Source organism: Pseudomonas sp. CFSAN084952 (assembly GCF_009648855.1).
GTDB classification, from domain to species: Bacteria; Pseudomonadota; Gammaproteobacteria; order Pseudomonadales; family Pseudomonadaceae; genus Aquipseudomonas; species Aquipseudomonas paracarnis.
The window spans coordinates 4169340-4191241 of sequence record NZ_CP045767.1 but is presented as its reverse complement, the minus strand read 5'-3'; the positions used below and the strand labels follow the sequence as shown (position 1 = coordinate 4191241).

Sequence of the window (21902 nt, the reverse complement as noted above, 5' to 3'; positions counted from 1 at the left end):
GGCAGGGTAGCGCGTGCCTCAGTCGCTGGCCAATCCGCGTGCAAGCAGATGCGCCACCAACCGCGTGTGTACCTGTTGCAGGTGCGGCGCTGCCAACTGATGGCGGGCCGCGGCCTGGCAAGCGTAGCCCAGCAGGTAACTGATCTCGGTGCGTCGGGCGTTGGCGACGTCCTGGTACATGGAGGAATAATTGGCGGCGGTGGCCTGGATCACCCGCTCGACTTCGCTGTGCAAGTCCTGTGCAGCCGCTGGCTGGCCACAGCGCTCCAGCAGTTCGGCCAGTTCGGCGCAGAGCGTGGCGACCTCGCAGTGGTGGGCGCTCAAACCGCCGTTGCGGCAGTGGTACAACACGGTCAGTGGGTTGATGGCGCAATTGAGCGCGAGCTTGCGCCACAGGCGCGTCAGGATATCGGTGGCCCATTCATGGGGGATGCCTGCCGCTTGCAAATCATCCAGCCACAGCGGCGGGGTGGGATGGCTCGCGTCCCCCAGCCAGGTGTAGCCATGGCCGGCAAATACCACCCGCCAATCGCCATCGCGAAATGCGCCCTCGGTGCTGGAGGCAAAGATGCAGCGCGCCGACGGCCATTGCGCAGCCACGGCGTCCTGGCTGCCGAGGCCGTTTTGCAGCAGGATCAATTCGGCGTCCGGCGCCAGTCGATGCTGCAACTGTGCGATGGCGCTTTGAGCGTCGTAGGCTTTGCACGCTACCAGCAGACGCCGAATCGGCTCCGAGCTATCAGGCGTTTCGCCGATGACCGGATAAGTCTGTTCCACGCCGTGCTCCACCAGGGTCAGCCCTTTGCCTGCGCGATAGCTGGCCAGGCGCGCCTGGTTACGCAGGATCAGCCTGACGGGCACCCCCGCGCGTGCCAGCCGCGTGGCCCAGAGGGTGCCCAGGCTGCCAGCGCCAAGAATATGCCAGGGGGTCGACATCAGTGTGTACTCCATAAGGTCGCCAGCGGTGAACGGCGCGAAAGAACCGCTATAATGCCCCGGCATTTTAGCTCGGGCGCGCTCCATCTCTACTGAGCCCGCCCCTTATATTGGAGAAATCACATGCCTTCGTTCGACGTGGTATCTGAACTGGACAAACACGAAGTCACCAACGCCGTCGAGAACGCCGTCAAGGAACTGGACCGTCGCTATGACTTGAAAGGCAAGGGCAGCTTCGAATTCAAGGAAAAGGAACTGACCGTCAACCTGACCGCTGAAGCCGATTTCCAGCTGGAAGCGATGATCGAGATCCTCAAGCTGGCCCTGGTCAAGCGCAAGATCGACGTGCAATGTCTGGAAGTCAAAGATGCCTACGCCTCCGGCAAGCTGATGAAGCAGGAAGCCGTGCTCAAGGAAGGCATCGACAAAGAGCTGGCCAAGAAGATCGTGGCGCATATCAAGGACGCCAAGCTCAAAGTCCAGGCCGCCATCCAGGGCGAGCAGGTTCGCGTCACCGGCAAGAAGCGTGATGACCTGCAAGAGGCTATCGCAGCTCTGCGCGCCAAGACTTTCGACATGCCGCTGCAGTTCAATAACTTCCGCGACTGATGGCACTTTGGGGAACCTGTGGGCACTTTTGACGTCCCACGCCCCAGCATCAGTGCCTACAATTGAGCCCTTCGGGGCTCAATTGCGTTTTCAGGCAGTCAATACAGCCTTATCGCCGCACAACAGGAGAAAGTAGATGGATTTGAACGCTGAAATGGATCACCTGATCAAGACCTCCCAGTCTTGGCTCCCCATGATCATGGAATACGGCAGCCGCGTATTGCTGGCGTTGGTCACCCTGGCCATCGGCTGGTGGCTGATCAACGTTTTGACTCACCGCGTGGGCCGTCTGCTGGCCATGCGTAACGCAGACTTGGCACTGCAACACTTCATCACCAGCCTTGCGAACATCGCGCTCAAAGTCATGCTGGTGGTCAACGTGGCCTCGATGATCGGTGTGGCAACCACCTCGTTCGTTGCGGCGATCGGTGCCGCTACCCTGGCTATCGGCCTGGCCTTGCAAGGCAGCCTGGCGAACTTTGCCGGCGGCGTGTTGATTCTGTTGTTCCGCCCGTTCCGTATCGGTGACTGGATCGAAGCCCAGGGTACCTCGGGTACCGTCGACAGCATCCAGATCTTCCACACGGTGCTGCGTACCGGCGACAACAAGACGGTGATCATTCCCAACGGCAGCCTGTCCAACGGCCTTATCACCAACACCAACCGCCAGCCGACCCGCAAGGTCGTGTTTGACGTGGGTGTGGACTATGAGGCGGACCTGCAAAAGGCCCGTGAAGTATTGCTGGCTCTGGCCGAAGACCCGCGTGTACTGAAGGACCCTGCCGCCGTGGCGGTGGTGTCGACCTTGGGCGACAGTTCCATCACCGTCTCCCTGCGTTGCTGGACCAACACTCCGGATTATTGGGACGTGATGTTTATGCTCAATGAACTGGCGCGTGACCGTTTGAAAGCGGCCGGGATTGATATTCCGTTTCCGCAACGGGTTATTCGGGTGATGCAGGAAAGTGCGCCGAAGTAACTTGGCGCGATGCTATCGAAGTTGGCCGAAAGGTCAGCTTTTAAAAAACTAGTTACTTAGCTTGCTAGTTGTTTTGTTGGTTGAAGTAAAACTGCAATAAAAAAGCCGCTCCCTGTTTAAACAGAGGAGCGGCTTTTTGTTTAAGGCCGAGGCCTCAAGTCATCGTTGTAATTGAACCGGCAATTACAAGATGTTCAGCGGGTAGTTGGCGATCAGACGCAGCTCGTCGATCGACGGCGAACCGTAGTACACGCCATCACCGGAACGGTAAGTCGCTTGACGCAGGCGCAGGCTCAGGTTTTTCGCCGGGCCGCTCTGGATCACGTACTTGGCTTCGATGTCGCGTTCCCACTCTTTGCCGTTCGAGGTGGTGCCGGTGTTGGCGCCGCTACCGGTGACGTAACGGGTCATGAAGCTCAGGCCCGGAATGCCAAAGGTCGCCATGTTGATGTCATAACGCGCCTGGTAGGACTTTTCGCCTTCGGCGTTGAAGTCGGAACGGGCGATGGAGTTGGCCAGGAACACAGTGCCGCCGCCGTCTACGCCGTAACCGTAGTCGCCGTCACCGGTGACTTTCTGGGCTGCCAGGGTGAAGGTGTGAGCACCGATGGTGTACGCACCCTGCAAGCTGAAGGCGCGGTTGTCGAGCTTGGTCACGCCATCTTTCTCTGCGCGTTGCAGGCCGGCGCCGTCGCTCTTGGTGTCGTAGATGTTGAAGTCCAGGGCGAACGACTGATCATCGCTCAGGGCGTGGGTCCAGTTCAGGTTGCTGTAGTACTTGCGGAAGTAATCTTCGGTTTTCGCGTAGTACAGGCTGCCGGTGACTTCTGGAGTGAAGGCATACACACCGCCGACAAAGTCGGTTTTGGTCAGGCCCAGGCTGTCGTGGTAGGTCTGGTTCTGCGCGACGCTGGAAGTGAAGTGACCGCCTTCAAGCTTCAGGCCCTTGATTTCGTTGCTGGTGATGGAGATACCTTGCGGCAGCTCTGGCAGCAGGCGGCTGTCGTCGGAGGCAAACACTGGGGCTGTGGTGTATTGGTCACCGATTTTCAGCACTGTGTTGGAGATGCGGAACTTCACCGCGCCGCCGCCTTTGGAGTAGTCGTCTTGCGAGCGACCATCGGAACCGGTTGGGAACAGGCCGGTGCCGGCGCGGCCCTTGCCGCTGTCGAGCTTGACGCCCATCAGGCCGATCACGTCGACACCGACACCAATGGTGCCCTGGGTGAAGCCAGATTCGTAGAGGGCATTGAAGCCCAGGCCGGTTTCTTCAGCACGGCTTTTACGCTTGCCGTTGACGGTGCTGTAACCGCCCCCTGGCTCATTTCGAAAGTCACGGCTGAAGTACAGCGCGCGAGTATTGATGCTGAACGTGCTGTCTTCAACAAAGCCCTTGGAATCGTCCTGGGCGGACGCCATTGCGAACTGCGAGGTGCCTGCTGAAACAGCCAGGGCGATCATGCTCCACTTCATCACGCGCATCGTGATTTGCTCCTTTGGTTTTAGGAAGAGTACTGCCGTCCCACCTGTATTTTTATCTGGGCGGCTCTTTCTTTTTGTGTCGGCGCAAAGTTAGCTCACGCAGACCCTATTGACGATACTTACTCAACTATCCTTTCAGCTTCTTTACGAGGCTGTCGTAAATCGCTAGATCCATGTCGCAAATTCACAGCCCAAAATGTATCCAGGCTGACAACTTCAATGCTGTTTTCAGACTTCTTTCAAAGTTTGAACACTTCCCTGATACACATTGAAACGCCACTATTTTTATCGCGAAACACCTGTGTCCAAACGGGTGCCGTTGCCGACGATATGGGGGTGAATGCAACAAGCGTGCTCAAACCGCTGACCGAATGTCATTTTTTCGTGAAAAGTGTGATGAACCTGTAAAAACCGCATAAGCACGGGGGTTTTACGCCATTTGGGTTGGGCTTGACGCCAGGGTGTTACCCCGGTTCGGTGGTACCTGAATCCTGTACCGGGGTAAAACGTTACCGGTTGACCCTTATCAGTGGGTAATCGGCGGATCCCTTTGAGGCACAGGTGGGTCATTTTGGTGCATCCCGTTGAGGCCCGGCCTAGCGTTGCTCTCTTGAGTTACTGCCTCTAAAGGGTGCATTTTTTTGCCCGGCTGCCTCAAGGCCGCCAGCATTGCCCGTGAAGCCATGGGCATTCGAAGGTATGCTGGGCACCTGTTACCGACCTGCCGAACGGAGTGCCACGTGTTCGCCTTAGATCAACGCCTGCAACAAGATACCTTGGCCATTGGGGACTTCCCGCTCTGTCGCCTGCTGCTGTCCAATGACGCCAATTACCCCTGGTTCATTCTGGTGCCACGCATCGACGGTATCAGCGAAGTGTTTCAACTGGATGTCGCCGATCAACAAACCTTGTGGCAAGAAACGACAGCCTTGGCGCAGTTGCTCAACGAGGGCTTGGCGGCCGACAAAATGAACATCGGCGCGTTGGGTAACGTGGTCAGCCAGTTGCATGTGCATGTGATTGTGCGCAAGCGCGACGACGCCGCCTGGCCAGCCCCCGTGTGGGGCAAGCACCCGGCCCAGCCCTATACCGAAGAGCAGGTGGCCGCGATTCGCAGCCGATTGCGTGAGCTATTGCCTGCCGACTTCATCTTTACCCAGGACTGAACCATGGACCTGCAAGAACGCGTCACCGACCTGGAAAGCCGCCTGGCCTTCCAGGACGACACCATTGAAACCCTCAATGACATTCTGGTCACCCAGCAGCGGGCCGTCGAACGCCTGCAATTGCAGATGACTGCACTGCTCAAGCGCCAGGAAGAAATGGGCGGGCAATTCGAGTCATCCGAAGAAGAAGCGCCGCCGCCCCACTATTGACTGCGCACGCAATAAAAAACCGCGACCCAGCCAAGGCTGGATCGCGGTTTTTTTTGCTGCGAAAGCTGGGGAATCAGCGACGCGGCAGGGCAGCGATGACGTCTTCGGCTTGCAGGCCCTTGTCACGGTTCATCACCGAGAATTCCACGCGCTGGCCTTCGACCAGTACGCGATGGCCTTCGCCACGAATGGCTCGGAAGTGGACGAAGATATCGTCGCCCGAGTCGCGGGAAATGAAGCCGAAGCCCTTGGAGGTGTTGAACCACTTGACGGTCCCGGTATCCCGGTTGGTCATGTCATAGTTTTGCGACGCGGCCGCTGGAGACGAGCGGTAGAAGCTGATGGCCAGGTGAAGAACGATGGCGACCACAGCAATCACCAGGCTGAGCAGGATGGCCGGATGGCCCCCAACTTCAGGCATGGGCGCCAGGAGGGTGAGGGTTTGTACGACAACAGTCAGCACCAGCAGCGCACTGACCAGGTTTTGCAGTTGATGACGCGTGCCTTTGTTCCAGTAAGGGATTACCGGTGCGAGCGTCAGGTTAAGAAGGCCGAACAAGGCCAGGTACAGGGCGTCGTGTTGTTCCAGATAGGGCAGGCTTTCAGGCTGCAGGCTCGGAATAAAGGACAGCAGCAACGCTGCAACGCCCGTTAGCAGGTGGACGATTTTCAACATTTTGGTTAACTCACGTTAAGACGGATCACAAGGAAGAGCTGACTGGCACGGTTCGCTTCTGAACAATGGGAGGCGTTGAGCACGTGCGCGGGTATCAGCCTATGTGACGTGCCGCAGGAATAAACGGCAGCCACACCGCGTCTATTTAACAGCAAAGGCTGTGCCTACTCAAATCAAGCATTTCGGGGTGTTGCCACGGTCACGGCATTTCTGCGTCAAACGCTTGTCCTAGACAGGTGCGGGATTTTTTCAGTGGCAGCCAAGACCCTTCCTACAGGTAAACAGGCTTGCCAACTCAGATCTCGCAGGCGGTGCGGGGCGATTTGCCGCATGCCGTCCGAGTGTGTCGGGCTGCACGTGGCGCACTCTCTTGCTAGAGTGGAGCTGCACCTGATCAATGAATGCTCGTCAATTGAAGGGGAAACACATGGCAATCGATATTGGTATCAGTGAAGAAGACCGTAAATCCATCGTCGACGGACTTTCCCGCCTGCTCTCCGATACCTATGTTCTGTATCTGAAGACCCACAATTTCCATTGGAACGTCACAGGCCCCATGTTTCGTACACTGCACCTGATGTTCGAAGAGCAGTACAACGAGCTGGCGCTGGCAGTGGACTCCATTGCTGAGCGTATCCGTGCCCTGGGCTTCCCGGCGCCGGGTGCCTATTCGATTTACGCCCGCCTGTCTTCCATCAAGGAAGAAGAGGGTGTGCCGAGCGCCGAAGAGATGATCAAGCAGTTGGTCGCCGGCCAGGAAGCAGTCACGCGTACCGCGCGGGGCATCTTCCCATTGCTCGACAAAGTCAGTGATGAGCCGACGGCGGACCTCTTGACCCAGCGTATGCAGGTTCACGAGAAAACCGCGTGGATGCTGCGCTCCCTGCTTGAAAACCAGTAATCGTCGAACCCTGGCGGCGCCTTTTGGGCGCCGCCTGCTGGTTTCCCTGCGCTTCCTGGCGTTGTCCTACGACTAACAACTCCCCGTCTTCTGGCTGCTCTGTGCTGGCTGCTGTTTTATAGGCCCATCGTCCAATGGGAGAAACCTGTTGGCTGTTGTTTGGCAATGGAGTGTCAGCTGTATGTCACGTGGAGTGGGTAAGGGAGTGATGGAAACCTGTGGTTTTCACAAGATAAAGGTCGACCCTTTTGCCAAGGGTTTTGATATGGGGCTGGCCAAGCCGCTGTCCCGGTCGGTCAGGCTCAATGGGTTTTCTACCTGCCTGCGGCTTGAACAGATCTATTGGAACATCCTGACGGAAATCGCCAGGCTCAATACCTGTTCGGTCAGTGCATTGTTGTCCTACGTCGATCGGGAAGTGCATTTGCGTTACGGAGGCGTGAAGAACTTCAGTGGGCTGGTGAGGGTGGTGTGCGTGGTCCATGTGCTCAAAGGCCGGGACGCCCTCACGTCCGCGGACACGCTCGCGCAGTAGTCCGGTGATCGGTCCGTCATCCCGGCGGGCCGGGCCCTGGGCACAAAGCCGGCTGCGCTGTGTTGATTTACCAGATATAATCCCGCGCTTTGCTGCGCATGCCGGGCTTTAAGCACAGGGCAGGGCGTGGCGCTGTAACGATCTGATCGCCGAGACATCTCCATGCCCATGTACGACTATCAATGCGCTTCCTGTGGTCATCAGTTGGAAGCCATTCAGAAGATCAGCGCCGCGCCGCTGGTCGATTGCCCTGCCTGCCAGGCACCTGAGTTGAAGAAGATGTTGTCCATGCCGGGCTTCCGTCTGAGCGGCAGCGGCTGGTACGAGACCGATTTCAAGACCGGCGCCAAGAAGAACCTGGCGGGCGGCGACAAAGCAGACTGAGTTGAACTCTACGCGCAGGCTCCTGCATTATCCGTCCCCTGCTTTAATGTACGGTGACGAGGCGGGCCTGCCACCGAATTTCGAATTACGAGAAGTGAAACCACGACCATGATGCGCAGCCACTATTGCGGCCAACTGAACGAGACCCTGGAAGGTCAGGAAATCACCCTTTGCGGATGGGTTCACCGTCGCCGCGACCACGGCGGGGTGATCTTCCTCGATATCCGTGACCGTGATGGTCTGGCCCAGGTGGTGTTCGACCCGGACCGCGCCGAGAGTTTTGCAGCCGCCGACCGCGTGCGCAGCGAATACGTCGTCAAGATCACCGGCAAGGTACGCCTGCGTCCGGCCGGTGCCGTGAACAAGAACATGGCGTCCGGCGGCATCGAAGTACTGGGCTATGAGCTGGAAGTGCTGAACGAGTCGGAAACCCCACCGTTCCCACTCAACGAATACTCCGATGTGGGCGAAGAAACCCGCCTGCGCTACCGCTTCCTGGACTTGCGTCGTCCGGAAATGGCCGAGAAGCTGCGCCTGCGTTCGCGCATGACCACCAGCATCCGCCGCTTCCTGGATGAAAACGGCTTCCTGGACGTCGAAACGCCGATCCTCACCCGGGCCACCCCGGAAGGCGCGCGTGACTACCTGGTACCGAGCCGTACCCATGCCGGCAGCTTCTTCGCCTTGCCGCAATCGCCGCAGCTGTTCAAGCAACTGCTGATGGTGGCCGGTTTCGACCGCTATTACCAGATCGCCAAGTGCTTCCGTGACGAAGACCTGCGCGCTGACCGCCAGCCGGAATTCACCCAGATCGACATCGAGACCAGCTTCCTCGATGAAACAGAGATCATGGGCCTGACCGAGCAGATGATCCGCAACCTGTTCAAGGAAGTGCTGGACCTGGAGTTCGGCGAATTCCCGCACATGACTTTCGAAGAAGCCATGCGCCGCTACGGTTCCGACAAGCCAGACCTGCGTAACCCGCTGGAACTGGTGGACGTGGCCGACCAGCTCAAGGACGTCGACTTCAAGGTGTTCAGCGGCCCGGCCAACGACCCTAAATGCCGCATCGCCGCCCTGCGCGTGCCTGGCGGCGCGAGCATGCCGCGCAAGCAGATCGACGATTACACCAAGTTCGTCGGCATCTACGGTGCCAAGGGCCTGGCTTACATCAAGGTCAACGAGCGCGCCAACGGCGTCGACGGCCTGCAATCGCCGATCGTGAAAAACATCCCTGAAGCCAACCTGAACACGATCCTTGATCGCGTCGGTGCGGTTGACGGCGACATCGTGTTCTTCGGCGCCGACAAGGCCAAGATCGTCAGCGAAGCCCTGGGCGCGCTGCGGATCAAGCTCGGTCACGACCTGAACCTGCTGACCTGCGAGTGGGCGCCGATGTGGGTTGTGGACTTCCCGATGTTCGAAGAGAACGACGACGGCAGCTTCAGCGCCTTGCACCACCCGTTCACCGCACCGAAGTGCTCCCCGCAAGAGCTGGAAGCCAACCCTGCAGGCGCGCTGTCCCGTGCCTACGACATGGTGTTGAACGGTACTGAACTGGGTGGCGGTTCGATCCGTATCCACCGCAAAGAGATGCAGCAAGCGGTCTTCCGCCTGCTGGGCATCAACGAAGCGGAACAGGAAGAGAAGTTCGGCTTCCTGCTCGACGCCCTGAAATACGGCGCGCCGCCGCACGGTGGCCTGGCGTTCGGCCTGGACCGTCTGGTGATGCTGATGACCGGCGCCCAGTCGATCCGTGAAGTGATCGCCTTCCCGAAAACCCAGAGCGCTGCGGACGTCATGACCCAGGCGCCGGGTGTGGTGGATGCCAAGGCCTTGCGCGAGCTGCACATCCGCCTGCGCGAGACGCCGAAGGCTGAGTAAGGCTGCAGCGTGAAAGCGCGATAAGGTTGTACGCAGTCAAAAAGGCGCATCTTCGGATGCGCCTTTGCGTTTAAAAGAGGGAAATCTCGCCTGGGGCGAGATTGATAAGGTTTCTAGAGAATTCGGAGTTGTGTTATGGCTGGCCATTCCAAGTGGGCGAACATCAAGCACCGCAAAGAGCGTCAGGATGCCAAGAAAGGCAAAATCTTCACCAAGTGGATTCGCGAACTGACCGTCGCGGCCCGCCAGGGTGGCGGTGACCCGGGCTCTAACCCGCGTCTGCGCCTGGCGCTGGACAAGGCGCTGGGCGCCAACATGAGCCGCGACATCATCGACCGCGCCGTGGCCCGTGGTGCTGGTGCGGCCGACACCGACGATATGGTCGAGCTGACCTATGAAGGCTACGGCCCGGGCGGCGTGGCGGTGATGGTCGAATGCATGACCGACAACCGCAACCGTACCGCGGCAGCCGTACGTCATGCGTTCAGCAAGTGCGGCGGCAACCTCGGCACGGATGGTTCGGTGGCCTACCTGTTCGAGCGCAAGGGGCAGATCACCTTCGCACCGGGCACCGATGAAGACGCGCTGATGGAAGCCGCAATGGAAGCGGATGCCGATGACGTCGTGACCAACGAAGACGGCTCCATCGACGTGTTTACCTCGTTCGCCAGCTTCTACGCCGTGCGCAACGCCCTGGAAGCCGCTGGTTTCAACGGCACCGACGCAGAAATCGTGATGCTGCCGACCACCAGTGCCGAACTGGACCTGGACGGTGCGCAGAAGGTGCTGAAGCTGCTGGACATGCTTGAAGACCTGGATGACGTGCAGAACGTGTATTCGAATGCCGACATCCCTGAGTCTGTGGCCGAGCAGCTCACTTAAGAACGATGAATATCCACTGTGGGAGCTGGCTTGCCTGCGATAGCATCACCTCGACTTGACAGAAGCACCGAGGTGCCCGCATCGCAGGCAAGCCAGCTCCCACAGGGGTTCTATGCTGTTACATAAATGTGTGCCTGGCACATGCCGTTGTAAATCCAACCCGCAGGCGTTATGACTTTAATCCTAGGTATCGACCCCGGTTCGCGCATCACCGGATTTGGCGTGGTGCAGCAGACCCCACGTGGCTGTGTGTATGTCGCCTCGGGCTGCATCCGCACTGGCGCAGGGGAATTGGCCGAGCGGCTGCAGATCGTCTATCGCGGCGTTCGTGAAGTCATCCAGACCTACGGCCCGGTCACCATGGGCATCGAAAAAGTGTTCATGGCCAAGAATGCCGACTCGGCGCTGAAGCTTGGCCAAGCCCGTGGCGCCGCCATCGTGGCGGGTGCCGAGGAGGGCATGGAGATCGCTGAATACACCGCGACCCAGGTCAAGCAGGCCGTGGTCGGTACCGGTGGTGCCAACAAGGAGCAGGTGCAGATGATGGTCATGCACATGCTCAAGCTCACGTCAAAGCCACAGATCGACGCCTCGGATGCCCTGGCCATCGCCATTTGCCATGCCCATACCCGCTCCAGCCTGTTGCCTCACGGCTTGGGCGCAGCACGTAGTCGTGGCGGGCGCCTGCGTCTCTGATAGCATCAGCGCAATCGTTATTTTTGCGGTCAGGCTCCGATCTGACCCCCCAGCTTTAAGGATCTGAACCGTGATTGGACGCTTGCGCGGCACCCTGGCTGAGAAACAGCCGCCGCACCTGATTCTGGATGTGAATGGGTTGGGTTATGAGCTGGAAGTGCCCATGACCACCTTGTATCGCCTGCCGTCGGTCGGCGAGCCGATAACCTTGCACACGCATTTAGTGGTGCGCGAAGACGCGCAACTACTCTATGGTTTCATCGGCAAGCGCGACCGCGATTTCTTCCGCGAGCTGATTCGTCTCAATGGCGTGGGGCCCAAATTGGCCCTGGCCTTGATGTCGAGCCTGGAAGTGGATGAGTTGGTGCGTGCTGTATCGGCCCAGGATACCTCGGCCCTGACCAAGGTGCCGGGCGTCGGCAAGAAAACTGCCGAGCGCTTGCTGGTCGAGCTCAAGGACCGCTTCAAAGCCTGGGAGGTGGTACCGAGCATGTTCGCCCTGGTACCGAACCAGCCGGATATGCCGGCGGCCCAGGTCGCCAGCGCCGAAAGCGATGCGGTCAATGCGCTGATCTCCCTGGGCTACAAGCCTCAGGAAGCCAGCAAGGCCGTATCGGCCATCAAGGACAAGAACCTGAGCGCTGAAGACATGATTCGCCGTGCCCTGAAGGGAATGATTTAAGTGATTGAAGCCGATCGTCTGATCGCGGCCACCGGCCCGCGTGACCGTGAAGAAGTCCAGGACCGGGCCATCCGCCCGCTGAGCCTGGCCGAATACATCGGCCAGCCCACCGTGCGCGAACAGATGGAGTTGTTTATCCAGGCCGCGCGCGGGCGCAGTGAGTCCCTGGACCACACCTTGATCTTCGGCCCGCCCGGGTTGGGCAAGACCACCCTGGCCAATATCATCGCCCAGGAAATGGGCGTGTCGATCAAGTCCACCTCCGGCCCCGTGCTGGAGCGTCCTGGAGACCTGGCGGCGCTGCTGACCAATCTTGAACCCCATGACGTACTGTTTATCGACGAGATCCATCGGTTATCACCGATTGTCGAGGAAGTGCTGTACCCGGCGATGGAAGACTTCCAGCTTGACATCATGATCGGTGAAGGCCCGGCGGCCCGTTCGATCAAGCTCGACCTGCCGCCCTTTACCCTGGTGGGCGCGACCACCCGTGCGGGCATGCTGACCAACCCGCTGCGAGACCGTTTCGGCATTGTTCAACGTCTAGAGTTCTATAGCACCGCCGATCTGGCGACCATTGTCAGCCGGTCGGCGAGTATCCTCGGCTTGCCCCTGGACCCGGAAGGCGCCTTTGAAATCGCTCGACGCGCTCGCGGTACGCCACGAATTGCCAACCGTTTGCTGCGCCGCGTGCGAGACTTTGCCGAGGTGCGTGCCAAGGGCCACATCACCAAGGCCGTGGCGGACCTTGCCTTGAACCTGCTGGATGTGGACGAACATGGTTTTGATCACCAGGATCGACGACTACTTTTGACCATGATCGAGAAGTTCGACGGTGGCCCGGTGGGCGTGGACAGCCTGGCCGCAGCCATCAGTGAAGAGCGCCATACCATTGAGGATGTGCTGGAACCGTACCTGATTCAGCAGGGCTACATCATGCGAACCCCGCGGGGCAGGGTGGTGACGCGTCATGCTTACCTGCACTTTGGGCTAAACATTCCGTCACGATTGGGAGAGATGCCCGTGGTAGACGAATTCCTCGATGCGGTAGACGATTAAAAAGCTTACGCCGGACGATTTATCTGAGCTTTGTGCTGTCCCAGTGTCTGGCGTCGTCATTTGATTCACTGCAAAAGCGTTCAGGAATGAAAAAACAGTTGCCCAGCCAATTGGCAACCTGAGGAGTAAGCACTAGAGTATGCGCGCGCAAAACGGGGATCAGTCGTTCGCACATCGCTGTCGCGTTTATTACGAGGACACCGATGCCGGCGGCATCGTTTATTACGTCAATTACCTGAAATTCATGGAACGGGCTCGAACCGAGCGGCTGCGGGAGTTGGGTTTTGCCCAGTCCGAGCTTGTAGGCGAGGACCTGTTATTCGTCGTGCATTCCAGCGAGGCGCGGTATTACGCGCCGGCGCGACTGGACGATGAGTTGCTGGTCAGCGCTGAAGTCATCGAATTGAACCGTGCCAGCCTGCGTTTCAAACAGCAGGTCAGGCGGGCCACGGATGCAACGCTGCTCTGTGAGGGGCAGTTCCTGGTGGCGTGTGTGCGCACCAACAGCTTGAAACCTCGGGCCATTCCCGAAACTCTACGCGCGGCCTTTGCCGCCGTGAGCGGCGCGGGTCAACAATCAAAGCAGGAGATTTAGCGTGGAACCTACCGTCGTCGACCATTCCTCCATGTGGAGCCTGGTCAGCAATGCCAGTGTCGTGGTTCAACTGGTCATGCTGACACTGGTAGCCGCATCGGTTACCTCTTGGGTCATGATTTTTCAGCGCAGCAACATGTTGCGCGCCGGTCGACGTGCCCTGGAGAGCTTTGAAGAGCGCTTCTGGTCGGGTATCGACCTGTCCAAACTGTACCGCCAGGCCGGCAGCAACCCGGACCCGGATTCGGGCGTCGAGCAGATCTTCCGTGCCGGCTTCAAGGAGTTCTCGCGCCTGCGCCAGCAGCCGGGTGTCGATCCTGAAGCGGTGATGGAAGGTGTGGCCCGTGCCATGCGCGTGGCCATCTCCCGCGAAGAAGAGAAACTTGAGCAGGGCCTGCCGTTCCTCGCCACCGTGGGTTCCGTCAGCCCGTATATCGGCCTGTTCGGTACCGTGTGGGGGATCATGAACTCCTTCCGCGGCCTGGCCCAGGCGCAGCAAGCCACACTGGCCACCGTGGCCCCGGGTATTGCCGAAGCCCTGATCGCCACCGCGATCGGCCTGTTCGCCGCTATCCCCGCAGTAATCGCCTACAACCGTTTCGCCGCAACCAGCGAAACCTTGATCGGCCGTTACTACACCTTCGCCGATGAATTCCAGGCGATCCTGCACCGTAAAGTGCACACCAGCGAAGAATAAGCAGGTAATTCCCAATGGCTTTAATCGCTCGAGCTCGCAAAAAGCGCAAGCCGGTCGCCGAGATGAACGTAGTGCCTTACATCGACGTGATGCTGGTGCTGCTGGTGATCTTCATGGTGACCGCGCCGATGCTCAACCAGGGCGTGAAGGTTGATCTGCCCAAGGTTTCCAGTGAAGCCTTGCCGCAGGACAACAACACTCAGGTCCTGACCATTTCGATCAAGGCTGACAAGACCTATTACTGGAACCTTGGCAGCGAAGTCGACACGCAAAAGCAGCAGGACAAGGCCCTGACGTTGCCGGCCATGACCGATGCGGTGACCAAGATCATTCGCTCCGGCAACGAAGGCGGCAAGCACACCCAGGTGTTTATCCGGGGTGACAAATCGGTCGACTACGGCTCCGTCATGGGCGCCATGGGCGGGCTGCAGAAGGCCGGCGTCGGTAACGTTGGCTTGATTACCGAGGCGCCCTGATGCAGCAACAGCGAGAGCCGTCCGCCTCGGAAAGCTACTTCTGGCCTGGCGTGTGGGCAATAGCCCTGCACGTCCTGGTGTTCGGCATGCTGTTTGTCAGCTTTGCCATGACCCCGGACCTGCCGCCAGCCAAGCCGATCGTGCAGGCGACCCTGTATCAGCTGAAATCGAAAAGTCAGGCCACCACCCAGACCAATCAGAAGATTGCGGGTGAGGCCCAGAAGTCGGCTGCGCGCCAGACTGAAGTCGAGCAGATGGAACAGAAGAAGGTCGAGCAGGAAGCGGTGAAGGCTGCTGCGGAACAAAAGAAAGAAGAGGCGGCTCAAAAGGCCGAGGAATCGAAAAAGGCTGACGAAGCCAAGAAAGCCGACGAGGCGAAAAAGGCTGATGAAGCCAAGAAAGCCGAGAAAGCTGCCGAAGCCAAAAAGGCCGAAGAGAAACAATTGGCTGATATAGCCAAGAAGAAATCGGAAGAAGAAGCCAAAAAGGCTGCCGAAGAAGAGGCCAAGAAAAAGGCCGCTGAAGAAGCCAAGAAAAAGATAGTCGAAGACGCGAAGAAGAAAGCCGCCGAAGACGCCAAGAAAAAAGCTGAAGCAGACGAGGCGAAGAAGAAAGTCGCCGACGAAGCGAAGAAGAAAGCTGCCGCCGACGCCTCCAAGAAGAAGGCCCAGGAAGCAGCACGCAAATCCGCCGAAGAGAAAAAGGCCCAGGCCCTGGCAGATTTGCTTTCCGACACGCCGCAGCGTCAGCAAGCCTTGGCCGATGAGCGTGGCGATGAAGTCGCGGGCAGTTTCGACGACCTGATTCGGGCGCGGGCAGCGGAAGGCTGGACACGTCCACCTTCGGCACGTAAAGGCATGACAGTAGTGCTGCAGATCGGCATGTTGCCGGACGGTACGGTGACTTCGGTCAGCGTGGCCAAGTCCAGTGGTGACGGTTCGTTCGACAGTTCGGCGGTTGCCGCGGTCAAGAATATTGGCCGGTTGACCGAGATGCAGGGAATGAAACCAAGTGACTTCGCTCCCTATCGTTCATTCAAGATGACATTCACACCTGAGGATCTAGCCTTGTGAGAAACCTTCTTCGAGGAATGCTTGTCGTTATTTGCTGTATGGCAGGGATAGCGGCGGCGGATGAAAAGAACATCCTGGTTACCAGCGGCAGTGATCGGGCCACACCGATTGCGGTAGTTCCGTTCGGTTGGCAGGGCGGCAGCGTGCTGCCGGACGACATGGCCCAGATCGTCAGCGACGACCTGCGTAACTCCGGTTACTACGCGCCAATTCCAAAAGGCAACATGATCAGCCAGCCAACCCAGGCCAGCGAAGTCATCTTCCGTGACTGGAAGGCCGTCGGTGCCCAGTACCTGATGGTCGGCAGCATCACGCCGGCCGGCGGTCGCCTGCAGATCCAGTACACGTTGTTCAACGTGGCCACCGAGCAGCAGGTGTTGACCGGCAGCGTATCGGGTACCGCCGAGCAACTGCGCGACATGGCCCACTACATCTCGGACCAGTCGTTTGAGAAACTCACCGGTATCAAAGGGGCGTTCTCGACGCGCCTGTTGTACGTCACCGCTGAGCGCTTCTCGGTAGACAACACCCGCTACACCCTGCAGCGCTCGGACTACGACGGTGCACGTGCAGTGACCTTGCTGCAGTCCCGTGAGCCAATCCTGTCGCCGCGCTTCGCGCCGGATGGCAAGCGTATTGCCTACGTATCGTTCGAACAGCGTCGTCCGCGCATCTTTGTGCAGCACATCGATACTGGCCGTCGTGAGCAGATCACCAACTTCGAAGGCCTCAACGGTGCGCCAGCCTGGTCGCCGGATGGTTCGCGCCTGGCTTTCGTGCTGTCCAAGGACGGTAACCCGGATATCTACGTGATGAACATGGCCTCGCGTCAACTCTCGCGTGTGACCAGCGGCCCGGGCATCAACACCGAACCGTTCTGGGGTAAGGATGGTTCGACCATCTACTTCACCTCCGACCGTGGCGGCAAGCCTCAGGTCTACAAGGCAAATGTGAACGGCGGCGGTGCGGAACGTGTGACCTTTATTGGTAACTACAACGCCAACCCCAAGCTTTCGGCCGATGAAAAGACGTTGGTGATGATTCACCGTCAGGATGGTTTCACTAATTTCCGGGTTGCGGCCCAGGATTTGCAGCGCGGAACCGTAAAAATCCTTACAGATACCAACCTTGATGAGTCAGCCACTGTTGCGCCCAACGGCACCATGGTAATCTACGCCACCCGCCAGCAGGGCCGGGGAGTCTTGATGCTCGTGTCCATCAATGGACGCGTAAGGCTCCCACTTCCTACCGCACAAGGCGAAGTCAGAGAACCATCCTGGTCCCCTTACCTGAACTGACGCGGCGCTACAAAAAGAAGTACTTAACACACTGGGGTTCATTAGGAGTTTCACGATGGAAATGCTGAAGTTTGGTAAGTTTGCTGCTCTGGCTCTGGCTCTGTCCGTAGCCGTTGGTTGCTCCTCTAAAGGCGGCGACAATGCCGGTGAAGGCGCAGCTGTTGATCCAAACGCTGGTTACGGCGCCAACACTGGTGCGGTCGACGGCTCCCTGAGCGAAGAAGCTGCTCTGCGCGCAATCACCACTTTCTACTTCGAATACGACAGTTCGGACCTGAAGCCAGAAGCCATGCGCGCTCTGGACGTTCACGCCAAGGACCTGAAAGCTAACGGCGCTCGCGTTGTTCTGGAAGGTAACACTGACGCCCGTGGTACTCGTGAGTACAACATGGCACTGGGCGAGCGTCGTGCGAAAGCCGTTCAGCGCTACCTGGTACTGCAAGGTGTTGCTCCAGGCCAACTGGAACTGGTTTCCTACGGTAAAGAGCGTCCAGTTGCAACTGGCAACGACGAACAGTCGTGGGCTCAGAACCGTCGCGTCGAACTGCGTAAGTAATTCGTCATGCGAACGTGCCGTCGTGCTCTGACTGTATTGGCTCTCAGCTTCGCACCGCTTGCGGTGTGGGCTGCGGTTCCTGTAACGGATAGCAACTCAGGCTATAACAATAGCGGGAGCAGTTATCCGCCAGCAGGTTATGGCACGAACGGCGCCTATGCGGGGGGAGCGGCTACGTCCGCTCCCTCGGCACAGGGCGAGCTGTTCAACCAGCTGCAACGCATGCAGGATCAATTGGCCCAGCAACAAGGCGCCATTGAAGTGCTGCAGAACCAGGTGAACCAGCTCAAGCAAGAAGGCCTGGAGCGTTACCAGGATCTTGATCGTCGTATTGGAGCCGGTGTTGCACCTGCCGCTACTCCTGATAATTCTGCTGCCGGTGGCGCGCCAAGCGCCGCTGCCGGTGGCGCAGCAGCAGGGGCCGCCGCGGCTGCCCCTGCCGCCAGCAGTGAACCGGGTGATCCGGCGAAGGAAAAACTGTATTACGATGCAGCCTTCGACCTGATCAAGGCCAAGGATTTCGATAAGGCCAGTCAGGCCTTCACCGCTTTCCTGCGCAAGTACCCCAACAGCCAGTACGCGGGCAATGCCCAGTACTGGTTGGGTGAGGTCAACCTGGCAAAGGGTGATTTGCAGGGCGCGGGCCAGGCTTTTGCCAAAGTCAGCCAGCTGTACCCCAAGCACGCCAAGGTGCCGGATTCGCTGTACAAACTCGCTGACGTAGAACGCCGCCTGGGTCATACCGACAAGGTCAAAGGCATTCTGCAGCAGGTGGTTGCCCAGTATCCGGGTACCTCCGCGGCGCAGTTGGCCCAGCGGGACCTGCAACGCTTGTAAGCAATGCAGCCCGTTCAGAAGAAACCCGCGCTTGTCGCGGGTTTTTTCGTTAGAATCCACGCCCTTTTATGAAACACGCTTCCTGGGGTTGACGCGTTGGCGCAATCCCTTGAAGTGCCTGACGGAGGCGGACAGCCTGTTTAGCTGTTACGCCCGTGGCGACTATGCAAGACACATTACGTATTACCGAAGTCTTTTACTCGTTGCAGGGTGAAACGCGCACTGCTGGCCTGCCCACCGTATTCGTACGGCTCACCGGCTGCCCATTGCGCTGCCAATACTGCGACAGCGCCTACGCCTTCAGCGGCGGTACCGTGCGCACCCTCGACGACATCCTGGAACAGGTTGCCGGCTACCGGCCGCGCTACGTCTGCGTGACGGGCGGTGAGCCATTGGCGCAACCCAATGCCATCCCATTGCTCAAGCGGCTGTGTGACGCGGGTTACGAGGTCTCACTGGAAACCAGCGGCGCCCTGGACATCTCTGCGGTCGACCCGCGTGTCAGCCGAGTAGTCGACCTCAAGACCCCGGACTCCAAGGAAGCCCACCGCAACCGCTACGAGAACATCGACTTGCTGACGGCCAACGATCAGGTCAAGTTCGTCATCTGTTCCCGCGACGACTATGACTGGGCGACTTCCAAGCTGATCCAGTATGGCCTGGAGCGTCGTGCGGGCGAGGTGCTGTTCTCGCCCAGCCATCACGACCTGAACGCCCGGGAGCTGGCCGACTGGGTAGTGGCGGACAACCTGCCGGTGCGCCTGCAATTGCAGCTGCACAAGTACCTGTGGAACGACGAGCCAGGGCGCTGATCAGGCGGCTGCGAGAGGCGTTCTACCCACCGAATTACCGTTCAAATGCGTTTTTTCTGATTTATTTCAAATAAGGTGTTGAATAATCCTTAGAAATCAGTATTATACGCGCCACCACACAGCGGGTCGTTAGCTCAGTTGGTAGAGCAGTTGGCTTTTAACCAATTGGTCGTAGGTTCGAATCCCACACGACCCACCATTTTTGGCGGTTTAGAAAATCCGGAAGGCCCACGCAAGTGAGGATTTCCGGGTTTTTTTTTGCCTGTTATTTGGCATCACCGACTGGACGGTGAGCCGTCCCTTGCTCAGATTCCCGCTCTCGTCCAAAAAAAAAGTCCTGTCAGTACTTTGAAAGAGCGAACTATAGAAAAGGGCTCAGCTAATCGGCTGATATGAATAAAGAAAAATAAAAAGGACCGACCTTGATTCACGGTGACCTGTCCCGTCCTGTGCGTAACCCACAGGTATCAAATCACGTGTGTTTAGAAATCCCGAGAGCCTCACACCAGTAAGGCTCTCGGTTTTTTTTTGCCGGCAGAAATGTTTTCCCTGGCTCCTTGCCGGTAACTCGTGCTTTTAAGTCTTCGATTGTTGACTTTCATGCCTTTGCGCAATTTTTTTTGGTTTTTTCAGTCTGCTTGGGTTTTTTTTGGTTTTTCTTATTCCACAAACTCAACAACGCAATTTGTATCAAACTATGTTCGTTTAGTATTGGATCCAATCAGTCGGCATCGCCGACGGTGTGTCTGACACAAACAAACTGCTGAAAAAGGAGAAACGCCATGATGCTCAAGGACCCTTCCCGCAAATATCGCCACTTCACCACGGTCAACCTGCCGGATCGCACATGGCCCAGTACTGTCCAGGTTGCCGCTCCTACCTGGTGCAGTGTGGATATGCGCGATGGCAACCAGGCGTTGATCGAGCCGATGAATGCCGAGCGCAAGCGGCGTTTCTTCGATTTGCTGGTGAAGGTCGGTTTCAAGCAGATCGAGGTGGGCTTTCCTGCCGCTTCGCAGACCGACTTTGACTATGTCCGTGAGCTGATTGAAAGCGGTGCGATTCCTGATGATGTGACGATTCAGGTCATGACCCAGGCGCGCAGCCACCTCATCGAGCGCACGTTTGAGGCGTTGAAGGGCGTGCCTCGCGCCATCGTGCATGTTTACAACGCAACGGCCCCGGTGTTCCGGGACGTTGTCTTCAATGTGGACAAGGCGGGCTGCATCGAGATTGCTACCCAGGCAACTCGGGAGATCAAGCAGCACATGGACGCAAACCCCGATACGCAGTGGACGTTCCAGTATTCCCCGGAAACCTTTTGCTTCACCGAGCTGGATTTTGCACTGCAGGTGTGTGAAGCGGTGACAGATACGTTCGGCCCGACCCCGAGTAACAAGATGATCCTGAATCTGCCTACCACTGTGGAGGTGTCTACCGCCAATGTCTTCGCCGACCAGATCGAATGGTTCTGCCGGCACTTCAGTCGCCGGGACAGTGTGGTCATCAGCGTGCATCCGCACAATGATCGGGGCACTGGGGTCTCCACCGCGGAGCAGGCGTGCCTGGCTGGTGCCGAGCGTGTCGAGGGCACGTTGTTCGGTAACGGTGAGCGCACTGGCAACGTAGATATCCTCACGTTGGCGATGAACCTCTACACCAGCGGCATCGATCCGCAGTTGGATTTCTCCGACATCCTGCACGTCCAGCGTGAGGTGGAATTCTGCAATCAGTTGCCGACCCATCCTCGTCACCCTTACGCCGGTGAGTTGGTGTTTACCGCATTCTCCGGCTCGCACCAGGACGCGATCAAGAAAGGCTTTGCGGCGCGCCAGGCCAATCCACAGGGCATGTGGGAAGTACCGTACCTGCCTATCGATCCTGCCGATATGGGCCGTAGCTATGAAGCGGTAATTCGCGTAAACAGCCAGTCGGGCAAGGGGGGCGTGGCCTATCTGTTGGAGCAGCACGGCATTGTGATGCCGCGTCGCTTGCAGATGGAGTTCAGCAGCCTGGTACAACAGGAAGCGGATGGCTCCGGCCAGGAAATCAGTGGCGAGATGATCCTTGCCTGCTTCACCCGGCATTACCTGGAGCAGGGCAAGCCTTACGCGTTACGAGCCCCCAAACTGGTGAGCGAGGGCGATGTGACTTACCTGGAGGCCACCCTTGAACAAGGCACACAGCGCATCGACTTGAGTGGCGAGGGCAACGGCCCGCTTGCGGCGCTGGTCGATGCGTTTGCCCAACGTGGCATTCATTTTGATATCGCCGATTACCACGAACATGCCACCCGTGACGGTGCCCAGGCTGAGGCGTTGGCCTATGTGGAAATTCGCGTGGGCAACCAGTTGCTGTTCGGCGCCGCTCGTGATGGCAGTAGCCTGCTCGCTTCCCTCAAAGCGGTCACCAGTGCGGTCAATCGTGCATCGCGCCTGGGCTTGCTCAGCCTGGTGAATGCTGCGGTGCCGTCCTGA

The 21902-nt window shown here is 58.4% G+C and carries 24 protein-coding genes and 1 tRNA gene; 22 read left to right on the top strand and 3 right to left on the bottom strand.

Annotated features, from left to right (window positions below):
* Positions 1–18: 18 nt before the first annotated feature.
* A complete protein-coding gene (locus tag GH769_RS19045; RefSeq protein WP_014719721.1) occupies positions 19–936 on the bottom strand; it encodes a putative 2-dehydropantoate 2-reductase in 918 nt (305 codons plus the stop codon).
* 123 nt (positions 937–1059) lie between these two features.
* Here GH769_RS19045 and GH769_RS19040 point away from each other — a divergent pair, with 123 nt between their 5' ends.
* Together GH769_RS19040 and GH769_RS19035 are read left to right on the top strand one after the other, a co-directional pair.
* Positions 1060–1545, top strand: coding sequence for a YajQ family cyclic di-GMP-binding protein (locus GH769_RS19040; protein WP_003193880.1), 486 nt, complete (start codon positions 1060–1062; stop codon positions 1543–1545).
* A gap of 136 nt (positions 1546–1681) precedes the next feature.
* Complete coding sequence (locus GH769_RS19035; RefSeq protein WP_014719720.1) at positions 1682–2524, top strand: mechanosensitive ion channel family protein; 843 nt, start codon at positions 1682–1684, stop codon at positions 2522–2524.
* A gap of 183 nt (positions 2525–2707) precedes the next feature.
* Here the strand turns inward: GH769_RS19035 and GH769_RS19030 are convergent, their stop codons facing one another.
* On the bottom strand, positions 2708–4006 hold the full coding sequence (locus tag GH769_RS19030) for an OprD family porin (RefSeq protein WP_014719719.1): 1299 nt from the start codon (positions 4004–4006) through the stop codon (positions 2708–2710).
* A 740-nt stretch (positions 4007–4746) separates the two neighbouring features.
* Here GH769_RS19030 and GH769_RS19025 point away from each other — a divergent pair.
* Both GH769_RS19025 and GH769_RS19020 read left to right on the top strand, forming a co-directional pair.
* The gene (locus GH769_RS19025; protein WP_020302709.1) at positions 4747–5172 is read left to right on the top strand and encodes an HIT domain-containing protein; all 426 of its coding nucleotides are present in this window, start codon (positions 4747–4749) and stop codon (positions 5170–5172) included.
* Positions 5173–5175: 3 nt separating this feature from the next.
* Positions 5176–5382, top strand: coding sequence for a SlyX family protein (locus GH769_RS19020; RefSeq protein ID WP_005790924.1), 207 nt, complete (start codon positions 5176–5178; stop codon positions 5380–5382).
* 73 nt (positions 5383–5455) lie between these two features.
* On the opposite strand, the gene GH769_RS29300 is transcribed toward GH769_RS19020, so the two are convergent.
* A complete protein-coding gene (locus tag GH769_RS29300) occupies positions 5456–6058 on the bottom strand; it encodes a cold-shock protein (protein WP_003193875.1) in 603 nt (200 codons plus the stop codon).
* A gap of 427 nt (positions 6059–6485) precedes the next feature.
* On the opposite strand from GH769_RS29300, the gene GH769_RS19010 reads away from it, so the two are divergent.
* The 18 genes from GH769_RS19010 to leuA all read left to right on the top strand — a co-directional run bounded on the left by GH769_RS19010 (position 6486) and on the right by leuA (position 21902).
* A complete protein-coding gene (locus tag GH769_RS19010; RefSeq protein ID WP_003193874.1) occupies positions 6486–6959 on the top strand; it encodes a Dps family protein in 474 nt (157 codons plus the stop codon).
* Positions 6960–7140: 181 nt separating this feature from the next.
* Positions 7141–7494: a ribbon-helix-helix domain-containing protein gene (locus GH769_RS19005; RefSeq protein WP_019821251.1), complete on the top strand. Its 354-nt coding sequence runs from the start codon at positions 7141–7143 to the stop codon at positions 7492–7494.
* Between the two features lie 162 nt (positions 7495–7656).
* Entirely contained in the window at positions 7657–7878 is a 222-nt protein-coding gene (locus GH769_RS19000) for an FmdB family zinc ribbon protein (RefSeq protein WP_003193872.1), read from the top strand.
* 108 nt (positions 7879–7986) lie between these two features.
* Complete coding sequence (gene aspS / locus GH769_RS18995) at positions 7987–9762, top strand: aspartate--tRNA ligase (protein WP_020302707.1); 1776 nt, start codon at positions 7987–7989, stop codon at positions 9760–9762.
* 135 nt (positions 9763–9897) lie between these two features.
* Entirely contained in the window at positions 9898–10644 is a 747-nt protein-coding gene (locus GH769_RS18990; RefSeq protein ID WP_003193870.1) for a YebC/PmpR family DNA-binding transcriptional regulator, read from the top strand.
* A gap of 171 nt (positions 10645–10815) precedes the next feature.
* Entirely contained in the window at positions 10816–11340 is a 525-nt protein-coding gene (gene ruvC / locus GH769_RS18985) for a crossover junction endodeoxyribonuclease RuvC (protein ID WP_019821257.1), read from the top strand.
* Positions 11341–11410: 70 nt separating this feature from the next.
* Positions 11411–12022 (top strand): Holliday junction branch migration protein RuvA, encoded by a 612-nt coding sequence (ruvA, locus tag GH769_RS18980; protein WP_003193868.1) that lies wholly within the window; start codon positions 11411–11413, stop codon positions 12020–12022.
* On the top strand, positions 12023–13081 hold the full coding sequence (ruvB, locus tag GH769_RS18975; protein ID WP_003193867.1) for a Holliday junction branch migration DNA helicase RuvB: 1059 nt from the start codon (positions 12023–12025) through the stop codon (positions 13079–13081).
* Between the two features lie 139 nt (positions 13082–13220).
* Positions 13221–13676, top strand: coding sequence for a tol-pal system-associated acyl-CoA thioesterase (gene ybgC, locus GH769_RS18970; RefSeq protein ID WP_014719714.1), 456 nt, complete (start codon positions 13221–13223; stop codon positions 13674–13676).
* 1 nt (position 13677) lies between these two features.
* The gene (gene tolQ, locus GH769_RS18965) at positions 13678–14373 is read left to right on the top strand and encodes a protein TolQ (RefSeq protein ID WP_003193865.1); all 696 of its coding nucleotides are present in this window, start codon (positions 13678–13680) and stop codon (positions 14371–14373) included.
* A gap of 23 nt (positions 14374–14396) precedes the next feature.
* Positions 14397–14849, top strand: coding sequence for a protein TolR (gene tolR, locus GH769_RS18960; protein ID WP_161793227.1), 453 nt, complete (start codon positions 14397–14399; stop codon positions 14847–14849).
* Positions 14849–15922: a cell envelope integrity protein TolA gene (tolA, locus tag GH769_RS18955; RefSeq protein WP_003193863.1), complete on the top strand. Its 1074-nt coding sequence runs from the start codon at positions 14849–14851 to the stop codon at positions 15920–15922. Before tolR ends, tolA begins: the two co-directional genes overlap by 1 nt.
* Before the next feature lie 17 nt (positions 15923–15939).
* Positions 15940–17220: a Tol-Pal system beta propeller repeat protein TolB gene (gene tolB, locus GH769_RS18950; protein WP_032874245.1), complete on the top strand. Its 1281-nt coding sequence runs from the start codon at positions 15940–15942 to the stop codon at positions 17218–17220.
* Between the two features lie 55 nt (positions 17221–17275).
* Positions 17276–17776 carry a peptidoglycan-associated lipoprotein Pal gene (pal, locus tag GH769_RS18945; RefSeq protein WP_003193861.1) on the top strand — a complete coding sequence of 167 codons (501 nt, stop codon included), beginning with the start codon at positions 17276–17278 and terminating at the stop codon, positions 17774–17776.
* A 6-nt stretch (positions 17777–17782) separates the two neighbouring features.
* On the top strand, positions 17783–18613 hold the full coding sequence (gene ybgF, locus GH769_RS18940; RefSeq protein ID WP_014719713.1) for a tol-pal system protein YbgF: 831 nt from the start codon (positions 17783–17785) through the stop codon (positions 18611–18613).
* Positions 18614–18777: 164 nt separating this feature from the next.
* A complete protein-coding gene (queE, locus tag GH769_RS18935) occupies positions 18778–19425 on the top strand; it encodes a 7-carboxy-7-deazaguanine synthase QueE (RefSeq protein WP_020302705.1) in 648 nt (215 codons plus the stop codon).
* A gap of 123 nt (positions 19426–19548) precedes the next feature.
* Positions 19549–19624, top strand: a tRNA-Lys gene (locus GH769_RS18930).
* 583 nt (positions 19625–20207) lie between these two features.
* A complete protein-coding gene (leuA, locus tag GH769_RS18925) occupies positions 20208–21902 on the top strand; it encodes a 2-isopropylmalate synthase (RefSeq protein ID WP_032902740.1) in 1695 nt (564 codons plus the stop codon).